Origin of the sequence: Paenibacillus camerounensis, assembly GCF_000723885.1 — a bacterium.
Lineage (GTDB): Bacteria > Bacillota > Bacilli > Paenibacillales > Paenibacillaceae > Paenibacillus_AQ > Paenibacillus_AQ camerounensis.
The window spans coordinates 14,731-31,795 of record NZ_CCDG010000106.1; the positions used below are offsets into that span (position 1 = coordinate 14,731).

The following is a 17,065-nucleotide window of genomic DNA, read 5'->3' on the forward strand; positions in this document are numbered from 1 at the left end:
GCACGCACCGGTAAAAAGACTGCAGATGGACAGCCCTCCGGGGCTGTTTTTCTGTTACGCCTTGTCCACAATTGAAGCGGTGCTTCCAGCGGCATTGCATGATACAATATAGGACGGTGATCAACAATGAGAGAAAATATCTATCTGCAAATTTATAATGACTATAGCAGCCGGATTCATTCCGGCCAGCTTCCGCCCGGAGCCAAGCTGCCGTCCGAGAGTGAGCTTGCCGTAAGCTACGGCACCTCACGGGAGACGGTGCGCAAAGCGCTTAACCTGCTGTTCCGGGAAGGCTACATTCACAAAATCAAGGGCCGCGGCTCGTTTGTGCTGGATATGACCCGGATGGATTTTCCCGTGACCGGCCTCATTTCCTTCAAAGAGATGTCTGACACGCTGGGCGGCCCGTCACGGACTCTGGTGGAAGAGACCGTGCAGGAGCCTGCCGGCCTTATGCCGTCCAGACAGCTGCAGATTCCAGAGGATGCCCTGATCTGGAAAGTCATCCGGGCCAGGGAGATCGAAGGGGAACGGATTATTCTGGACAAGGACTATTTCCGGGCCGATATTGTGCCGTTTCTGAGCAGGGACATTGCCGCAGGCTCCATCTACGAATATCTTGAAGGAGAGCTCGGGCTGAAGATCAGCTACGCCAAAAAGCTGATCTCTGTGGAGCCCTCGACCGGGGAGGACCACCGCCTGCTTGATCTCAAGAAATATACGCATATCGTTGTTGTGCGGAACTACGTCTATCTGGAGAACACCGTGCTGTTCCAGTACACCGAATCCAGGCACCGGCTGGACAAGTTCCAGTTCGTGGATTTTGCCAGACGTGTGCGGCGGTAGATGTACACCCCAAAAAGTATCCTTAGAGCCGACAGGCCGGGATGCTTTTTTTGTTTTATTTTCACAACCGGGCAACAAGGCTCATTCCGCGAAGCTTCTTAAAAAACCCCTTATCTTGCTTAAAAAAGCCGCATATGGAGCATCTGCTATCTGTGTTACTATTGCAAGCGTATTCATAAATAACAGCCTTGCATTTTAACACATAAGGAGAGCGATTATGAAACCTTACCTGAAGCCATTCTTGTCCTTGCTGCTGTGTATCTGTCTGCCGGTGACTTCCTTGTTTACGGGCCCGGGGGTTAACGCTGCGTTTGCGTCGGGGACAACGTTAGCTTTTCCGGCGGCGCAGGATGCCTTTGTGTCCAATTTTAACGGTCAGGGCAATGCGCTGGGAACTGCCTTAAGCACAGCCAAATTAATCTATGGAAAGTCGCGCCATGCTTATCTGAAGTTTGATTTGTCCTCCATTGATACGGCCCGGTATGATACAGGCGAAATGACGATGCAGCTGAGCTTCAGAAAATCACATGCGCCGAACGAGCTGGTCTTTACGGAAAGTGAATCCGTCCTGCGGGGTACGGATCATGAATGGACCGTCACCAATGTTACGTACAATACCCGTCCTTACGATATCACCGGCTCTCCGGCGGTTACCAGAGCAGTCACATCGGCCAGTGAAGAGAACCTTACGGTTGATCTGTCACCAATCTTCCAAAACGCGTTAAACAACGGAAGAAAAGTAGTAAGTATTCACCTAACGACGGCAAAAGCGGAGGACAATACCGTTAGTGCCAGTGAGTTATTTTCCTCAAGGAACACTTCCGGTTTCCCTGGACCTTCGTTGAATGTAACACTGGGTGATCCGGTTGTAAACGACGGAAGCGACAGAACCGCACTGAATACGCTGATTGCACAAGCTGAACAATTAATTGAAAACGTATACACACAAGAAAGCTGGGCGATAGTTATGGCGGCGCTTCATCAGGCCAGAGCATTGAGTATAAACGATGCAACGCAGGCAGAGGTTGACGAAGCCCGGTTAACGCTGCAGACAGCGATGGACAATCTGAAGGTTATGGAGCTGCCGTCCCAAATTACCGGTCCAGACCTGGGCGACTACTACAGTAACAGCCAGACTGCGGCGATGATCCTAAAGATCAGGAACGGGGACGGGCAGTATGTAAAAGCAGACCCGGTGACGGAAAAGCTGTCGCTTACATCCGATTCCGCCGAGGCCTCCGGGTTCGCCCTGTATGTGCTTGATTATTTTGCGACGGTGGATCATGAGGAGCCCGAGGCCGGGGCGACCAGAACGGCTTATTCTATAAAGTCGCTGGATACCGGGAAATATCTGACCATCCAGAACTATTTTACAGAAAAAGAGTTCCTGGACAATACCCACCGTTATTTCAATATTATCAGCGGCGCGCCGAGCGGCATCAGTACGGACAGGACGTTTGAGATTACAGCATCGGCAGCGGTGGCGGGGTGGAATGAGCGTTTTTATGTGGATCAATACACAGAGTCAGGCTTCTACCGGATCTTCTCGCATCTGTCCACCATGAGGGATGACAACAACTTCAGCCGCTTTAATGTGACAATGACGGACACGGCTATGCAGAGCAGCGGAAGAGTTGCTGAGAACAGGGAATACCGGTTTTATTTTGAACAGGTTACGGGAAAAGACCCGCTGGAAATCAGCCAGAAGGTATCCGGGAATACAGCTGACTTGTTCTGGAAGCCTGTTAACGGGGATACGGACGCTGCCAGCTACAAGATCAACGGTACGGTAACAGACGCTGTTTATTCGGATGGCCTCATGCAGGTGAAGCTGCAGGGTCTGAGCACCGGTACTCATGCGTATACGGTTGAATATAACGGAGGCGGCTATAGCACGAAGGCGGATGCAAATGTCCGTATCTTCAGCCATCCGGGGATTCTCCTAAGCATGCAGGACCTGGAGGATATGAAGGCACATGTGCAAGCTAGGCAAGAGCCCTGGTACTCCGATTACCGCAGAATGACGGACAGTGTTCCTTATGGAGTAGCCGGCTCCGGTTACCAGACTAAAGTATTCTCAAAGGTCGGGCGCGGTGGGGCTCCTTCGGATTCCGGGAACATCGGCTATTTTGAGAAGGGAGGCAATGCCGCGTACTTCAACGCCCTGCAGTGGGTCATTACGGGAGACGGCCAATATGCGGACATGGCCGCAGGCCTGCTGAGTGAGTGGGCCCAAACGCTTAAGGTGATTGACGGAAGGGACAGAATTTTAGGAGCCGGCATCAATGCCTACAAGTATGCGAGCGCGGCGGAGATTATCCGGTATTACGGCGGCGGATACAGCGGGTATAGCGATGAGGATTTTGCGGCGCTGCAGGCTATGATGCTGAATGTGGTCTATCCTGTCCTCCAGGATGCGGCGGTTCCGATGCTGGCTAACGGCAACTGGGACGCGGCAGCTATTGTCAGCATGATGGCGATCGGTGTGCTGTGTGACAATCCGGGGATTTTTGAGCGCGCGACGGGCTTTTATCAGGATATTCATATGAACGGCTCTATCTTCGCTTACGTGAACGATGCGGGGCAGACGATGGAAACCGGCCGTGATCAGGCCCATGCGATGCTGGCGCTTGGTTATATGGCGGAAATCTGCCGGATTGCTGCTAACCAGAATGAGGATTTGGCTTCACTGTATGAGAACAGGCTGGCGAGGGCTTTTGAGTATTCGGCCAAATACAATCTGTATTCGCAGGAATTGTCCGGGGTGGAGGTTCCTTTTACAGCAATGCCGAATGTGTTCGGGGATACCGGGAGAGGGTATTACGGGACAGGATTTGACATGGAGAACAACGGGCTGAACCGGGGCGAGCTTAGACCTGTTTTTGAGCAGGGGCTGGCGCTTTACCGCAAGGCAGACGGTGTGGATATGACCTGGACGGCCCGGGCGGCGGCAGCGATGCGTCCCCAGGGGATGGTGCATTTCGACAACCTGAACTTTGGCACGCTGACCTATTACAACGGGGAGCCGCAGACTGCGGCAGAAGGGCCGTATTTTCAGATGCGGACGCGCTGGGAGCCCTTGTATCAGCGAAACTGGAGTACCGTTAATGGTCAAAAAACCGCCGAGACTCTGAACTCGTATTATGCAGTTAATGCCAATGGTGAGCTTACTACCAGCTCGATGAAAAAGAATGCTCCGTTCTTTCAACTGGTAGCGGGCGATGACGGTACCTATTCGATCCTGCTGCTTGAGACCAATAAGTATCTGTCGGTAAAAGAAGAGAAGTCAGGGGATTACAACCTTATCAAGGCGGATGCCGCAGAGATTGGTGACAATGAAAGATTCATCCTGCGCTCCAGCGGGGTCGGCCCTTTCTTCCTGGCTTCACCTAAATACGATAACCGGATTGTCTATCAGGAGGCAGCCGGAACGGGCAGCGATGCTGTTCTGACGCTTCGTCTTGGAAACAAAACACTCCCGCAGATTACGGATATTCCGGACATTTCCACCAGCGAGCGGCTAATCTTCATGTTTAACACTGAGGATATTGCGCTGCCGGACGGCAAGCCCGTTCCAAGCCAGCCGGAGAACCCGGCAACGCCCGGCGGTGTGCAGGCAGAAGAAGCTGCTGAAACCCCGCAGATTTCCCTGAACGGGATAAGCGGTACGCTGAGCATAAATGAGAATGGCGGCTACAGCCTGCTTCTGGGCGACAGTCAAATCGGGACCGCTCTAGGCGGCAGCAGCGAGCTGGTCATCAATGCGGACGGCATAGATAATCTGACTGTTCAGTTCTCAGCAGCGGCGATGGGGACAGCAAGACTTACTATTAATAGCGGATACGGCAGTGTAACCCTACTAAGCACTACATTGCAGATGATGAAAAAGAAGTACGGAGATACGCTGGCGCTCCGCATCCGCAAAGGCAGCTATACCATTGAGCTGCTGAAGGACGGCAAGCCGGCGGTCTATGCGGAGCCCGGTTATCCGCTGACCCTCACGCTGCCTGTTGAGGTAACCGGAGGCCGTAATATTAACGGGTATGTCGCAGTTGCAAAAGAAAACGGAAAGGACGTAATCCTGCCGCTGGCTGCAGCAGCCGGCAACAGCGTGACGTTCGCCGCCCCGGCCACAGGGACTTACGACGTTATATATAACGGACAAGTGTTCCATGACGTGCCTTCTGCCCATTGGGCGGCGCAGGATGTTGCCTTTGTGTCGGCGCGCGGGTTGTTCGGAGGTACAGGCAAGGAGCTGTTCGATCCGCAGAAGCCGATGACCCGGGCGATGTTCACTCAGGCGCTGGCTAATCTGGAAGGAGCGGACCTTGGCAGCTATGCAGCACCGGCATTCACGGATGTGCCTGCCGGGAAATGGTATACCTCTGCGGTAGCCTGGGCCGCTCAAAGCGGCATCGTTAACGGAACGGGGCAGGGACTGTTCAGCCCGGATGCTGTGATTACACGTGAGCAGATGGCTGTAATGCTGTATAACTATACAGCAGCCAAGGGCTATAAGCCGCGTGCCATTACGTCGCCGGACTTCACCGATGCCGGCAGCGTGAGTACGTGGGCGAAGGAAGCGGTAGAGGCTATGGCAGCGGCGGGTATTCTGAGCGGCAAGCCGGGTGATTACGCTGATCCGCAGGGAGAAGCAAACCGGGCGGAAGCGGCATCGGTGTTCGCCCGGCTGATCCGGGCGTGGGGAGAGGAAGAGTCTTGAGCCGCGTGATGTAACGGTGAGATGGTGTTAGTGAAAAGCGTAGCCTGCAGATGGTTGTCTGCAGGCTATAACGTTTTTAATAAGTCAGATACATTATGGAAATGAATTTCACTTAGCTGTTCAATAACCTCCTCAAGCACCAGCAGCTCCGGATCTGTGACCCACATGCAAATCACCCCGACTAACCCGGAAATCATATATTCCATACTGATTTTAAACCGTTGATTTTGGTGAACTCCGTTCATGTCAGAAAGAATAAACCTCTTCAAAGCCTCTTTTAAATAAGAAGAGAAGTTAAGCTGACCATTCTGACTGAGCATTATTTTGAAAAACAGAATATCTTCCTCAATTACTTCGAACATCCGAGTTAGGCTGAAAATCAGCATCTTGTTATCCATTTTATGAATGTCTGTCAGGTCCAGGTTAAAACACACATTCAATTTATCAACGCTCTCTTTACATAGAAATTCCATGAGGTCCGGTTTGTCCACATAATGCAAATAAAAAGTATTTCGATTGATCATAGCTTTGTCTGCGATATCCTGTACCGTTATCCGCTCATAGCCTTTGGACTGGATTAACGATAAGAAGGCCTCTTTAATGGCTCTCCTTGTTTTTATAATACGCAGGTCTACTTTATCTTTTCCCATTGTTAACGCTCCTCAATCATAGTTAATAGTCAGATTTATCGAATGTGATAATTAATTATCAACCTAATGAATATCGACCATTGAATGGTTTAATTCTACGATCTACAATTAACTTCGTCAACATACTCTCTACTCGCAAACGAAAGAGGAGATTAAAATGGCTGAGAAAAAAATGATCATAGAAGTTTGGGCGGATGTTCTTTGTCCATGGTGCTACGTCGGTGAAAAACGTCTCGAAACGGCACTAACTGATATTCCGCAAGCGGATAATATTGAAATTAAGCTTCGCACTTTCCAATTGGACCCAACGGCAACAACAAAGGTTTCCCCTACCTTGGATTATCTGGCTAAAAAGTACGGTGTGACAACCACACAAGCCCGCTCAATGGAGGAAGGGATGGCCCTGGAGGCAGCGAATGAAGGACTTCAGTATGAGGTCCACCGTCCACAGAGCAGTACACTCGACATGTTGAGATTAGTACACCTGGGTTCCGAATATGGAGTGTCGTGGGCATACCTCAGGCAGATGCAAGAGGAGGTGTTCAAAGGGAATTTTGACGCATTTGAACACAGCACACTCATTGGCATAGGTGAAAAATTGGGTATACCGGCTGAAGAGATTCGTGATGTTCTCACCTCAGATCGTTATTCAGACGCTGTTCATAGAGATCACAAAGCAGCAGAGGACCTGGGAGCCCGCGGAGTGCCGTTTACTGTAGTCGGTAACCGGGCCGGAATTCCGGGAGCAGTCAGCAAGGAACAATACCGTAAGACAGTTGAACAAGTCTGGGGAGAATTAAATGGCTGACGATAATTCCAAGATAATACTATTGGAGTCAGAAGCCGGAATGTGTGATCCGGTAACCGGAGTATGTGCATTACCAGGCATGGAACAACCTAAATTAAAGAATGAGGAGAGACAATCAAACATGATCTTAGTCACTGGAGCAACCGGAAATTTAGGAAGAGCCGCAATTGATCAATTGTTAACCAAGGTGGAGCCATCGGAAATTGTAGCTTTTGTAAGAGATGAAGGCAAGGCCGGTTCACTTAAAGAAAAAGGGGTTCAAATTAGAATTGGAGATTTCGATGATATCCGTTCTCTTGAACAAGCGCTGGAGGGCGTTGATAGAGTACTGCTGGTTTCTTCGACCGCTCACGGCAAGCTTTTTCAGCAGCACAAGAATGTCATTGATACGGCAAAAAAGGCGAATATCAAACAGCTGGTTTACACGGGGACTGCAGTCAAGGACGAAGCGAATTCAACCTTGAAGGCAATGCTGGAAGCACACTTCCAAACAGAAGAATATTTGAGAAACAGCTCTGTTCCGTATACGATCCTTCGTAACACAATGTATACTGATACTTTGCCATTATTCGCAGGGGAAAAAGTATTTGATACCGGTATTATTCTGCCTGCCGGAGATGGACAGATTCCCTTTGCACTCCGCAGAGAAATGGGCGAAGCTGCCGCCAATGTGCTGGTTCAGACCGGACATGAGAACAGAACATATGTGTTAACCGGAAGTGAATTGTACAGCTTCAAGGAAGTAGCACAACTCATGTCTGAAGTGTCTGGAAAGAATGTAACTTATATTAGCTCTGATCCAAAAGCACATGAGGAAATGCTGTTAAGCTTTGGCATCCCTGAATTCGGTATAGCTACGATTACAGGATTTATTACCGACATGCGTGAGGGCAGATATACGATCTTAAGTGATGACTTTGAAGTGCTTTTAGGAAGGAAGCCTTTGTCATTGAAGGAAGGTCTTCAAGAAGTATTTGCAATTTAGCTTTTAGGTTTTCTCTCAATTCATTAATTAATAAATTAATGAATGAATGTAATATTCCGCTGTAAACACCCGGAGTTATAGGACTTCGGGTGTTTCTCTATGCCTGTATTTCAAGGTATTATCTCATACGGACACCGGATCAATCATGTTTATTCCGTTTTATTTGGTTTTATGGAATTATTTGCAATTTGGTTATGAGTAGTGTTATTGTGTATGTTATACATGTAATATAACAAATAAGTAAAGGAGGGCTGGTTTTGTTCATCGAGCTTGATCTGCAATCGGAAACCCCGATTTACACACAGCTGGTTGACCAGATTGTCGAAGGGATTGCTTGCGGTGCCTTGCAGCCAGGGGAGCAGCTTCCGCCGATCCGAAGCTTGGCGGAGGACCTCGGGATCAATCTTCATACCGTTAACAAAGCCTACAATTTGCTGAAGCAGGAGGGCTTGCTTCAAGTACACCGGAAGACAGGTGTTATCGTTCAGCCGGGCGAAATGCCCGGCGTCACGGAGGCATTCGAGGAGAAGCTCCGGCGGCAGCTGAGGTCTCTAGCGGCAGCAGCTGCGGTAAGAGGTATGGCGGAAGAGGTATTTGCACAGGAGAGCAGATCGGTGTACCGGGATATAATTACGAATCGCGGAGGGGAATAACGTGGCGCTAGAACCGGTAATTTTGATAACCAGCCTTTATATGATGATAGTACTAATGCTCGTTTTGCAGGGTTATACCGGCTTGCGTAACGTGCTGTTTGGCATCATGCTGCCTGCGGAGGCTCGGCAGGACCCTGCCGTCCGTACCATCCGCCGGAATTACGCTCTGCTTACCGGCGGTTTTGCGGCCGTTATCGCGGGCGTGTGCTTGTTGTGGTTGCGTCATCAGCCGGCGCGGGGTCTCCTGATATTAACGACAGCCATCCTGCTTGTTATTATTGCGTCATGTTTCGCTGTTTGGATCAGCCGGATGTCCGCAGTGCGCTTGAAGGCAGCCAGAGGCTGGGAGATTCCTGTACAGAGCAAGCGCGCTGCAAGTCTTACGCCTGGACAGAGGTATAGACCGGTGCTAAGCACATGGTGGTATTCGGTAAATGCCGCAGTGATGGCGCTATGTATCTTCTTCGCGGCTGCGAAGTGGGATACGATACCGCAAGTGCTGATTCTCGGAAATTTTATTTTTAACAAATCCATGTGGATCGTGTTCGTGCTCAACATGGTGCAGGCGCTCAATATCACTGTCTTTCTCTGCTATAATCGGCTGATCAGCCGTGCAAGGACATCGCTCGATCCCCTGGACCGTGAAGGCTCGCTGCAGAAGCAGCTGGCGCACAAGCAAATCCATTCGATCCTGGCATGGGCTGCTTCGCTGCTGATGATTGTATTTGTAGGAGTGGTGCAGGCGATAGGATTGTACGGCTGGAAGGGAAGTCTGCTCTTCCTCTCCGGTATGTCGCTCTTGGCAGCGCTCTTCCTGGCACTGACCGGCGTCATGCTGTATCTGCGCATCAAAGGTATTGATCAGCTAAGGGATGTTCCGTCATTGGAGGACAGACACTGGAAGTGGCTCGGCAGCATCTATGTGAACCCTGAAGATCCGGCATTGCTCGTCCCGAGCATTCACGGCTTCGGCTGGACGGTTAATATGGCCAATCCCCGCGGTAAGTTTATAGTCGCCGCTACGGCAGCCATTCCGCTGATCGAATTTGTTCTGATTGTGCCCGTTATCAATAAATAAGGCGAAAGTCTGGAGGGAAGCTTCAAATGATAAAAAGCCGACGGATAATGATCGTTTTGTTTATTTTGTGTCTGCTGCTAACAGGCTGTGATGACAATACCCCACTGGAAGCAATGGAGAATATAGCCGGGGCGCTAAACACATCTGGGGTAATTTCTTATGAAATCACCCGGGAAGCTGCAACGGTAAAGGCAAATCTCCTCACGGACAAGTATGGAACGAACAGTGTGCAATACGCCCTTATCGATCATGGTGATATCGTCGTTTCCGGCCAATCCGGCAGGAATGATGAACAGGGACAGAGGCCGCTCACCAAAGAGACCCTGTACGGAATTGGTTCGACTAGTAAAATGTTCATTACGGTCGCTGTTATGCAGCTGGCCGAGCAGGGGAAAATCGAGCTCGATACTCCGGTCATCGAATATGTCCCCGGTTTTAAGATGAAGGATGAACGTTATAAGCAGATTACGCCGCGTATGCTGCTGAATCATTCTTCCGGGCTGATGGGCTCATCCTTTACGGACGTCTTTTTATTTGAAGATAGCGATACTTATGCCCACGACATATTGCAGAAACAGCTGTCCGGTCAAACTTTGAAAGCAGACCCCGGCGCTTATTCGGTTTACTGTAATGACGGATTTACGCTGGCTGAGCTTATGGTTGAGCAGGTCAGCGGTTTGGGCTTCACCTCTTACATCCAACGCTATATTACAGAACCTCTGAATTTAAGCAATACCATGACTCCGCTCGATTATCCGGACACCGCGAAGATGGCCGGGCTCTATTATTCTGAATATACAGGCCAGCTTCCCAATGAGAGGGTTAACGTGATCGGAACGGGAGGTATTTATTCCACAGCGGAGGATTTGGTCCGGTTCTCAACTATCTTTACGGGCGGAAAAGAAGAAGTATTGGCTGGCAAATCGGCTGCAGCCACTGCGCAAGACGAGTACAAGACTCCTTTGTGGCCTGACGATGCTGACAACTCCATAGACTACGGTCTCGGCTGGGATTGTGTTAAGCTGTATCCATTTAGCGAATACGGGATGAGAGCGCTAACCAAAGGCGGGGATACGACTCTCTATCACTCGTCACTTGTTGTGCTTCCAGATCAGGACATGGCGGCAGCTGTTGTCTCTTCCGGGGGGAGCAGCACGTACGATCAGCTTCTGGCGAACGAAATCCTGCTTCAGGCGCTGAAGGAGAAAGGGGCGATTGCTGAATTTAAGCCTGAGAAGTCATACGGTGCACCGGTAAAGGCTGATATGCCGGAGTCTGTGCTGCAGTATTCGGGAATCTATGGCGCAAGCAATGCAACGATGAACATCAATATATCCGAAGGCGGCGTTATGTCTGTTACTACGGAGCAAATGCCCGATACTCCGGCTCAAAGCTTCGTGTATTCGGCAGACGGGACATTCCGGAGTGCGGACGGGAATACGATGATCAGCTTCGTGACAGAGGACAACGGCCGTACCTACTTATGGAATCGTCAATACATAGTAGTGCCGGGTCTTGGGCAGACGGCCTTGTCAGTATACAATGCTGAAAAGCTCCAGCCTCTGGATCTTCCGGCAGAGACTAAAGAAGCATGGGATAAGCGCGTTGGGAAGTATTATGTGTTGGATGAGAAGTATACGTCGCTGTTGTATCTGGTGTCGCCGTCCATTCAATTGAATAATACGGATCAATTGCCGGGCTATATGCTCGATAAGCGGATAACCGGCCCGGATACGGCCGTTTCCGAATTACAAATTCCAGGGATGAACGGGCGGGATCTCTCTGGTCTTACGTTCTTTACACAGGACGGCGTGGAGTACCTGAAGATGAGGGAATTCATTTTACTCAGCGAGGATGCTGTGAAGCCTTTTAATTTGGCTAAGGAATCAAGCATTACGATTCTGCCGAACGGTTACGCCAGCTGGTATACGATAAGCGACAAAGACGGGGGCAAGATCATTAAGGTCAGCATGCCCGCGAACGCTTCTTTCGCCGTTTATGATGAGAAGGGAAAATGTCTCTATTTCAGTGTAATCGGAGGCAAAGAGGAGGTCGTGCTGCCCTTGGGAGGAGCCATCGTTTTCGCCGGGGAAGCGGGCACGGAGTTCGGGATTTCTGTGCATTGACCCCGCAAGAGGCCGTTCGTACCTTCAAGTGGAGTAAAAAGAGCAGAGCCTGCAGACGTGGTCCGCAGGCTCTGCTCTTATGTGGGGACGGCGCTCATGCCGTCCCTGTTTGTTATTTCTTGTGTCCGTGCACGCCATTCTCGGCGCCCAGCTTGGCGATCAGCTTGTCGCCCTCGACGTCGAGGTTCGGCAGCAGGCGGTCCAGCCATTTCGGCAGCCACCAGGCTTTGTCGCCGAACACGGCCATAACGGCCGGAACAAGCGTCATCCGGATGATGAAGGCATCGATCAGGATACCAAAGGCCAGAGCGAAGCCGATCTGCTTAATCATCGCATCTGGTGCGAAGATAAAGCCGGCGAAGACAGACACCATGATTACACCTGCGGCGAGTACAACGCGGCTGGCAAGATCGTAGCCGTGTACGATGCTGTCATTACCGCGGCGTCCGTGAACATAAGCCTCACGCATGGAGCTTACCAGGAAGACCTGGTAATCCATCGCCAGACCGTACAGGATACCGGTGACCAGAATCGGCATGAAGCTAAGCAGCGGCCCGCCGGTATCAAAGCCGAACAGGGAGTGCAGCCAGCCCCACTGATACACAGCAGTGGTTACGCCGAAGGTAGCCAGAATACTGAGAATGAAGCCGACTGTGGCTTTGATCGGTACAATAACCGACCGGAACACAAGCAGCAGAATAATCAGGGAAAGAATCACAATGATACCGATGTACACAGGGAAAGCATCAGACAGCTTGGATGACATATCGATGTTAATGGCGGTAAAGCCGGTTACACCAAGGGTAATATCGTTATCGGATGCCAGACTGTAGGCAGGATCTCGCAGATCCTGAACAAGATCTCTTGTTTCTGTATCTGTCGGCCCGGTTTTTGGAATCAGGCTGATAATTGCGATGTCACCCGTCTCATTAACGCCCATCGGCGATACCAGGGTTACATTGTCATGCATCTGCAGCTCCTGGGTCAGCTTGCCCAGTGTCTCCATCGAGATTGTATCAGACGGGTTATTCGGCTGGGCAACCAGCAGCAGCGGTCCGTTAAAGCCCTCGCCGAAGCCTTTGGAGATGATGTCATAACTCTGGCGGGCCGGAGTATCCAGGTTTGCCGAGGCGCCGGACGGAATACCCAGCTCCATTTTGCTTGCCGGAATGGCGGCTGTTCCGAGCACCAGAACAACCAGAACAATGATCGGCCAGCGGAATTTCACTGTGGCGTTAGCCCAGCGGTGCGAGAAGCCGTGGTTTTGTTTGCCTTTGGAAGTCTTGCTCTTCTCGCGGGCTTTGGCTGTACAGATCTTCTCGCCGACCAGACCGAGCAGCGCAGGCAGCAGGGTCAGTGCCAGCAGGACGTTGATCAGTACGCTGACTGCGGCAACGAGCGCCATAGTGGACAGGAACTCCATACCGATAACGAGCATCCCGCACAAGGCGATAATAACAGTCAAGCCGGCAAAAAATACGGCGCTGCCGGCAGTTCCGACAGCCCGGCTGGCGGCTTCGCGCGCACTCAGCTTCTCATCGAGAATCAGGCGGCGCTGGCGGTTAACGATGAACAGGGAGTAGTCGATCCCGACAGCCAGACCGATCATTACGGCGAGAATCGGCGTAATGTCATTCATCTGGATTACACTGCCAAGGGCAAACGCACCGCCGACACTGATACCTACACCAAGGAGTGCAGTAAGCAGCGGCAGTCCGGCAGCTACGACAGAACCAAGTGTAATGAACAGGACGACTGCAGCTACTGCAACCCCGATGGCTTCAGTGGAGCCGATGGAAGGCGTGCTCTTCAGCGAGTCGCTCGGAATCGCTGTAATGCCGGAACCGGCCTGCTCGACTTCCGTTACCGCCGAGATCACCTTATCCGGCACTTCGGATGGCAGCGAGGTCTGCTGCACGGTGAACTGGAACTGGAACAGGGCAATGCTGCCGTCAGAGGACAGCATAACGCCGGGAACCATAGCGCCGTCAACGATCAGCGGGCCGTATGGAGCTGCCGATGCTGCTTGCGCGGCGGCAGCTGCCTGGGCAGCCGCAGCTTGAGCAGCTGCATCGTCCTGGCCTGCGGCGGCGGACGGGTCAGCGGCAGCGCCCTGGCCTGCGGCGGTGGACGGGTCAGCGGCAGCGGATGGATCAGCGCCTGCGGCTTGAGCGGCAGCAGCAGCTTGAGCTGCCAGCTCAGCAGGATTAATGATGTATTCCATGCTGTAGACATCATTAATTGCCTTCATGAGCAGAGCAGCCCGCTCAGGCGTATCGAGTCGTTCGCCCTCCGGCGCGGTGAAGGCGACGCTGGCCTGGCCGCCGGCGGCCGCCGGAAGCTCTTCGGCCAGCATATCAAGCACCTTTTGCGATTCGGTGCCTTCAATTTTCATCTCGGAGCTGGACTGGATGCCGTTGACGCCGAGCAGGGCGCCGATTACACCGAGAATGACGATCCAGGTTCCGAGGAAGTACCAGGGCTTGGAATAAGCCGATTTCCCCAATCGGTACAGAAATGTAGACATGTAATGGTTTCTCCTTTTTATCTCTGGTTTAGAAGCCGTTGCGTAAGTAATCGAACATGGAATTCAAATATTGATCAAAAGATACAGAGCCGGGCCGGTCCTCCTGCGATTCACCCGGCAGCAGCACGTTGAGCCGTCCGTCGAGTATAGGTACAAATGCTCCGTAGACCGCACCGGCGAGCAGATGCGTATATCCGTCGGTATAACGGCCATGGGTAAACCGTTCGAGCACTTCCTGGGCAGCCATCTGCAGCCGGCGGAACACGCTGAGGATATACGGCTCCAGTGACGGATACTGATTAGCCAGCGATGCGAACTGCCGCAATCTGCGCAGAAATTCTGAAGTGAACTGCAGCTTGAGCAGGCTGTACAGGGCATCCAGCGGTGTCGCATCCGGCGCCAGATGTGCTAACAGATCATTCTCATCCTCACTGGTTGCCCGGTTCATGAAATACTCTGCCACCGCTTCTTCTTTGCAGGAAAAATAATTGGCAAAGGTCCGCCGGGAGACACCCGCCTGCCTCACCACATCGTCAACAATGAAGCCGTCCATGCCATGTACCAGGGCAAGCTCAAAAGCCGCTACAGACAAAGCATAAGCGGTCGCTTCCTTTTTCTGGTCACGCAGCGTCAGCTTGGGGTTCAACACGTTCTCCTCCTTTCTCGGAAAGAATAATACTTTAAATTCTAAAGTTTATTAAAGCATATTTTTGCCCAAAGTGCAAAAATGCTCATTGGGCAAGTATTACGCAGCGTGAGGAGCGTTCATATATAGCTGTTAAAGGAAGACAGCCTTTGGGTAAGGAGGGCGATGAAGCGGCGGCGGGGGAATAAAGCGATGGCGGAGAGTACAAAGCGATAGCGGACAAAGTGTACTATAATTTGGGCGGAAATGTATGTGCTGCGGATATTAGGTACGCTGGGCGGGCGCTCAGGGTGGAATGAAAGGCTGGTGACTGGTCAAGTAGCTGGAATGAAGGGCACGGATGCCTTTGATTGGGGTTGATTCGGCCAAATGACCAAAATGAAAGGCATAAATGCCTTTGAATTGGGCCGATCCGTCCAAATGACCGGAATGAGAGGCACAAATGCCTTTGAATTGGGCCGATCCGGCCAAATGACTGGAATGAAAGGCATAAATGCCTTTGATTTGGGCCGATCCGGCCAAATGCTCGAAATGAAGGGCACAAATGCCTTTGAATTGGGCCGATCCGGCCAAATGACCGGAATGAAAGGCATAAATGCCTTTGATTTGGGCCGATCCCGCCAAATGTGCGGAATGAAGGGCATAAATGCTTTTGATTTGGGCCGATCCGGCCAAATGTGCGAAATGAAGGGCATAAATGCCTCTGAATCCAGCCGTCTTCGCGGCGCGTTTTATGATGCTAATACCATACCGCATCAGCCGCTGCACGGCACAGCCATACTCCCGCCAAGTCACCCCGGCTACGGGATACCGCCGGAAAATTCTGCTACAATGTGTTCATTGGAATACAATCCGAAGGAGGATTTACAGATGAAGGCTCTGTTACTGCAGGAAAAAGGAAAATGGAATGAGATGAAGGTTAGTGAAATCAGCGCACCTGAGCCGGGTTCCGGTGAAGTCCTGGTAGAGGTGCATGCTGCCGGGCTTAACCCGGTTGACTATAAAATTGCCACCGGCGGCAATCCCAAGTGGTCATACCCGCATGTGCTGGGGCTGGATGTCGCCGGAATCATCTCGGCGGTGGGCGAAGGTGTGGAGCAATGGAAGGCTGGCGACCGGGTCTTGTATCACGGGGATCTTGCCCGTACAGGCGGGTTCGCGGAATTTGTCCTGGCTAAGGCCAGCACGCTTTCGCGGATACCGGACACTGTAGATTTCCCGGATGCCGCCGCGCTGCCTACAGCTGGTTACACAGCATACCAGGCGGTGCATGGCAAGCTGCCGCTTACGCAGTTGAACACACTGCTGATTCACGGCGGCGCGGGAGGCGTCGGCGGATTTGCGGTCCAGCTCGCGAAGCTGGCGGGTAAACGGGTTATCTCTACCGCATCGAGCCACAACCATGAGTATGTAAAAAGCCTGGGAGCGGACCACGTCATCGATTACCGGGAGGCAGATGTAGCCGCCGAGGTGCTCCGCCTTACAGACGGAAGAGGCGTGGATGCGGTAATTGATTCGATCAGCAGACAGAGCGCAACACAGGCGCTGGAGCTGATTGCCTTTTTCGGGCATGTGGTTCATATTGCAGGGGCGCCGGATTATGCGTCGGTGAAGCCGTTCACCAAGGCTTTTTCGGTCCATGAGGTTGCGCTTGGCGCTGCACATCAGTCCGGCGATCCGGAGGCGCTTAGGCAATTGTCTGTAATCGGAGACGAGATGCTCTCGCTACTGGCTGCAGGGAAAATCTCCTCATTACTGGAGGAAGTCATCCCGCTGGAGCAGGTTCCGGCTGCTTTGGAACGCCTGTCTGAACGGCATATCCGGGGCAAGATCGTGGCGAGGCTGAAATAAGACGTTGTGCGTCTGCTAATTCAAACCTTCTCTGAAGTCACAGCTAAACTTGCAGGTAGGCATTACACTTGCAATTGTCTGAATGTGTTTATATCTGAAATTAAATGGAAAATCGCCACCTAATCCTATAATAATCACCGCTATCAGGAAACTAGTTATGATGAACGAAAGG

The 17,065-nt window shown here is 51.7% G+C and carries 13 protein-coding genes; 8 read left to right on the forward strand and 5 right to left on the reverse strand.

Annotation, left to right across the window (positions count from 1 at the left end):
• The first annotated feature begins 126 nt into the window (after nt 1–126).
• Nucleotides 127–846: a trehalose operon repressor gene (gene treR, locus BN3772_RS28980; RefSeq protein WP_042203997.1), complete on the forward strand. Its 720-nt coding sequence runs from the start codon at nt 127–129 to the stop codon at nt 844–846.
• Nucleotides 847–1,063: 217 nt separating this feature from the next.
• The gene (locus BN3772_RS28985) at nt 1,064–5,569 is read left to right on the forward strand and encodes an S-layer homology domain-containing protein (protein WP_042203999.1); all 4,506 of its coding nucleotides are present in this window, start codon (nt 1,064–1,066) and stop codon (nt 5,567–5,569) included.
• Between the two features lie 65 nt (nt 5,570–5,634).
• On the opposite strand, the gene BN3772_RS28990 is transcribed toward BN3772_RS28985, so the two are convergent.
• Entirely contained in the window at nt 5,635–6,219 is a 585-nt protein-coding gene (locus BN3772_RS28990) for a TetR/AcrR family transcriptional regulator (RefSeq protein WP_042204001.1), read from the reverse strand.
• Nucleotides 6,220–6,376: 157 nt separating this feature from the next.
• Between BN3772_RS28990 and BN3772_RS28995 the strand changes: the two genes are divergently transcribed.
• From BN3772_RS28995 to BN3772_RS29005, 3 genes are all read left to right on the forward strand, one after another.
• Nucleotides 6,377–7,027 (forward strand): DsbA family oxidoreductase, encoded by a 651-nt coding sequence (locus BN3772_RS28995; RefSeq protein ID WP_052380748.1) that lies wholly within the window; start codon nt 6,377–6,379, stop codon nt 7,025–7,027.
• Entirely contained in the window at nt 7,020–8,012 is a 993-nt protein-coding gene (locus BN3772_RS29000; RefSeq protein ID WP_244444870.1) for an SDR family oxidoreductase, read from the forward strand. The genes BN3772_RS28995 and BN3772_RS29000 overlap by 8 nt, the downstream gene beginning before the upstream one ends.
• Before the next feature lie 257 nt (nt 8,013–8,269).
• The gene (locus BN3772_RS29005) at nt 8,270–8,665 is read left to right on the forward strand and encodes a GntR family transcriptional regulator (RefSeq protein WP_042204006.1); all 396 of its coding nucleotides are present in this window, start codon (nt 8,270–8,272) and stop codon (nt 8,663–8,665) included.
• Nucleotides 8,666–8,717: 52 nt separating this feature from the next.
• On the opposite strand, the gene BN3772_RS30830 is transcribed toward BN3772_RS29005, so the two are convergent.
• Nucleotides 8,718–8,891 (reverse strand): hypothetical protein, encoded by a 174-nt coding sequence (locus BN3772_RS30830; RefSeq protein WP_157643674.1) that lies wholly within the window; start codon nt 8,889–8,891, stop codon nt 8,718–8,720.
• A 93-nt stretch (nt 8,892–8,984) separates the two neighbouring features.
• Here BN3772_RS30830 and BN3772_RS29010 point away from each other — a divergent pair, with 93 nt between their 5' ends.
• Both BN3772_RS29010 and BN3772_RS29015 read left to right on the forward strand, forming a co-directional pair.
• Nucleotides 8,985–9,743, forward strand: a complete 759-nt coding sequence (locus tag BN3772_RS29010) for a DUF5808 domain-containing protein (protein ID WP_157643675.1) — start codon at nt 8,985–8,987, stop codon at nt 9,741–9,743.
• Between the two features lie 26 nt (nt 9,744–9,769).
• On the forward strand, nt 9,770–11,869 hold the full coding sequence (locus tag BN3772_RS29015) for a serine hydrolase domain-containing protein (protein ID WP_086074823.1): 2,100 nt from the start codon (nt 9,770–9,772) through the stop codon (nt 11,867–11,869).
• Nucleotides 11,870–11,981: 112 nt separating this feature from the next.
• On the opposite strand, the gene BN3772_RS29020 is transcribed toward BN3772_RS29015, so the two are convergent.
• The 3 genes from BN3772_RS29020 to BN3772_RS29030 form a co-directional block, all read right to left on the reverse strand.
• Entirely contained in the window at nt 11,982–14,396 is a 2,415-nt protein-coding gene (locus BN3772_RS29020; RefSeq protein ID WP_042204011.1) for an MMPL family transporter, read from the reverse strand.
• 28 nt (nt 14,397–14,424) lie between these two features.
• Complete coding sequence (locus tag BN3772_RS29025; protein ID WP_042204013.1) at nt 14,425–15,042, reverse strand: TetR/AcrR family transcriptional regulator; 618 nt, start codon at nt 15,040–15,042, stop codon at nt 14,425–14,427.
• A gap of 285 nt (nt 15,043–15,327) precedes the next feature.
• Nucleotides 15,328–15,810 (reverse strand): hypothetical protein, encoded by a 483-nt coding sequence (locus BN3772_RS29030; RefSeq protein WP_042204015.1) that lies wholly within the window; start codon nt 15,808–15,810, stop codon nt 15,328–15,330.
• A 102-nt stretch (nt 15,811–15,912) separates the two neighbouring features.
• Here BN3772_RS29030 and BN3772_RS29035 point away from each other — a divergent pair, with 102 nt between their 5' ends.
• Nucleotides 15,913–16,893 (forward strand): zinc-binding dehydrogenase, encoded by a 981-nt coding sequence (locus BN3772_RS29035; RefSeq protein WP_042204017.1) that lies wholly within the window; start codon nt 15,913–15,915, stop codon nt 16,891–16,893.
• Nucleotides 16,894–17,065 lie beyond the last annotated feature (172 nt).

Coding starts and splice junctions, on each gene's coding strand:
- BN3772_RS28995 (WP_052380748.1), top strand. CDS start 6,377: ATGGCTGAGAAAAAAATGATCATAGAAGTTTGGGCGGATGTTCTTTGT.
- BN3772_RS29000 (WP_244444870.1), top strand. CDS start 7,020: ATGGCTGACGATAATTCCAAGATAATACTATTGGAGTCAGAAGCCGGA.
- BN3772_RS28985 (WP_042203999.1), top strand. CDS start 1,064: ATGAAACCTTACCTGAAGCCATTCTTGTCCTTGCTGCTGTGTATCTGT.
- BN3772_RS30830 (WP_157643674.1), bottom strand. CDS start 8,891: ATGACGCAACCACAACAAGCACACGCCCGCGATAACGGCCGCAAAACC.
- BN3772_RS29020 (WP_042204011.1), bottom strand. CDS start 14,396: ATGTCTACATTTCTGTACCGATTGGGGAAATCGGCTTATTCCAAGCCC.
- BN3772_RS28990 (WP_042204001.1), bottom strand. CDS start 6,219: ATGGGAAAAGATAAAGTAGACCTGCGTATTATAAAAACAAGGAGAGCC.
- BN3772_RS29035 (WP_042204017.1), top strand. CDS start 15,913: ATGAAGGCTCTGTTACTGCAGGAAAAAGGAAAATGGAATGAGATGAAG.
- BN3772_RS29015 (WP_086074823.1), top strand. CDS start 9,770: ATGATAAAAAGCCGACGGATAATGATCGTTTTGTTTATTTTGTGTCTG.
- treR (WP_042203997.1), top strand. CDS start 127: ATGAGAGAAAATATCTATCTGCAAATTTATAATGACTATAGCAGCCGG.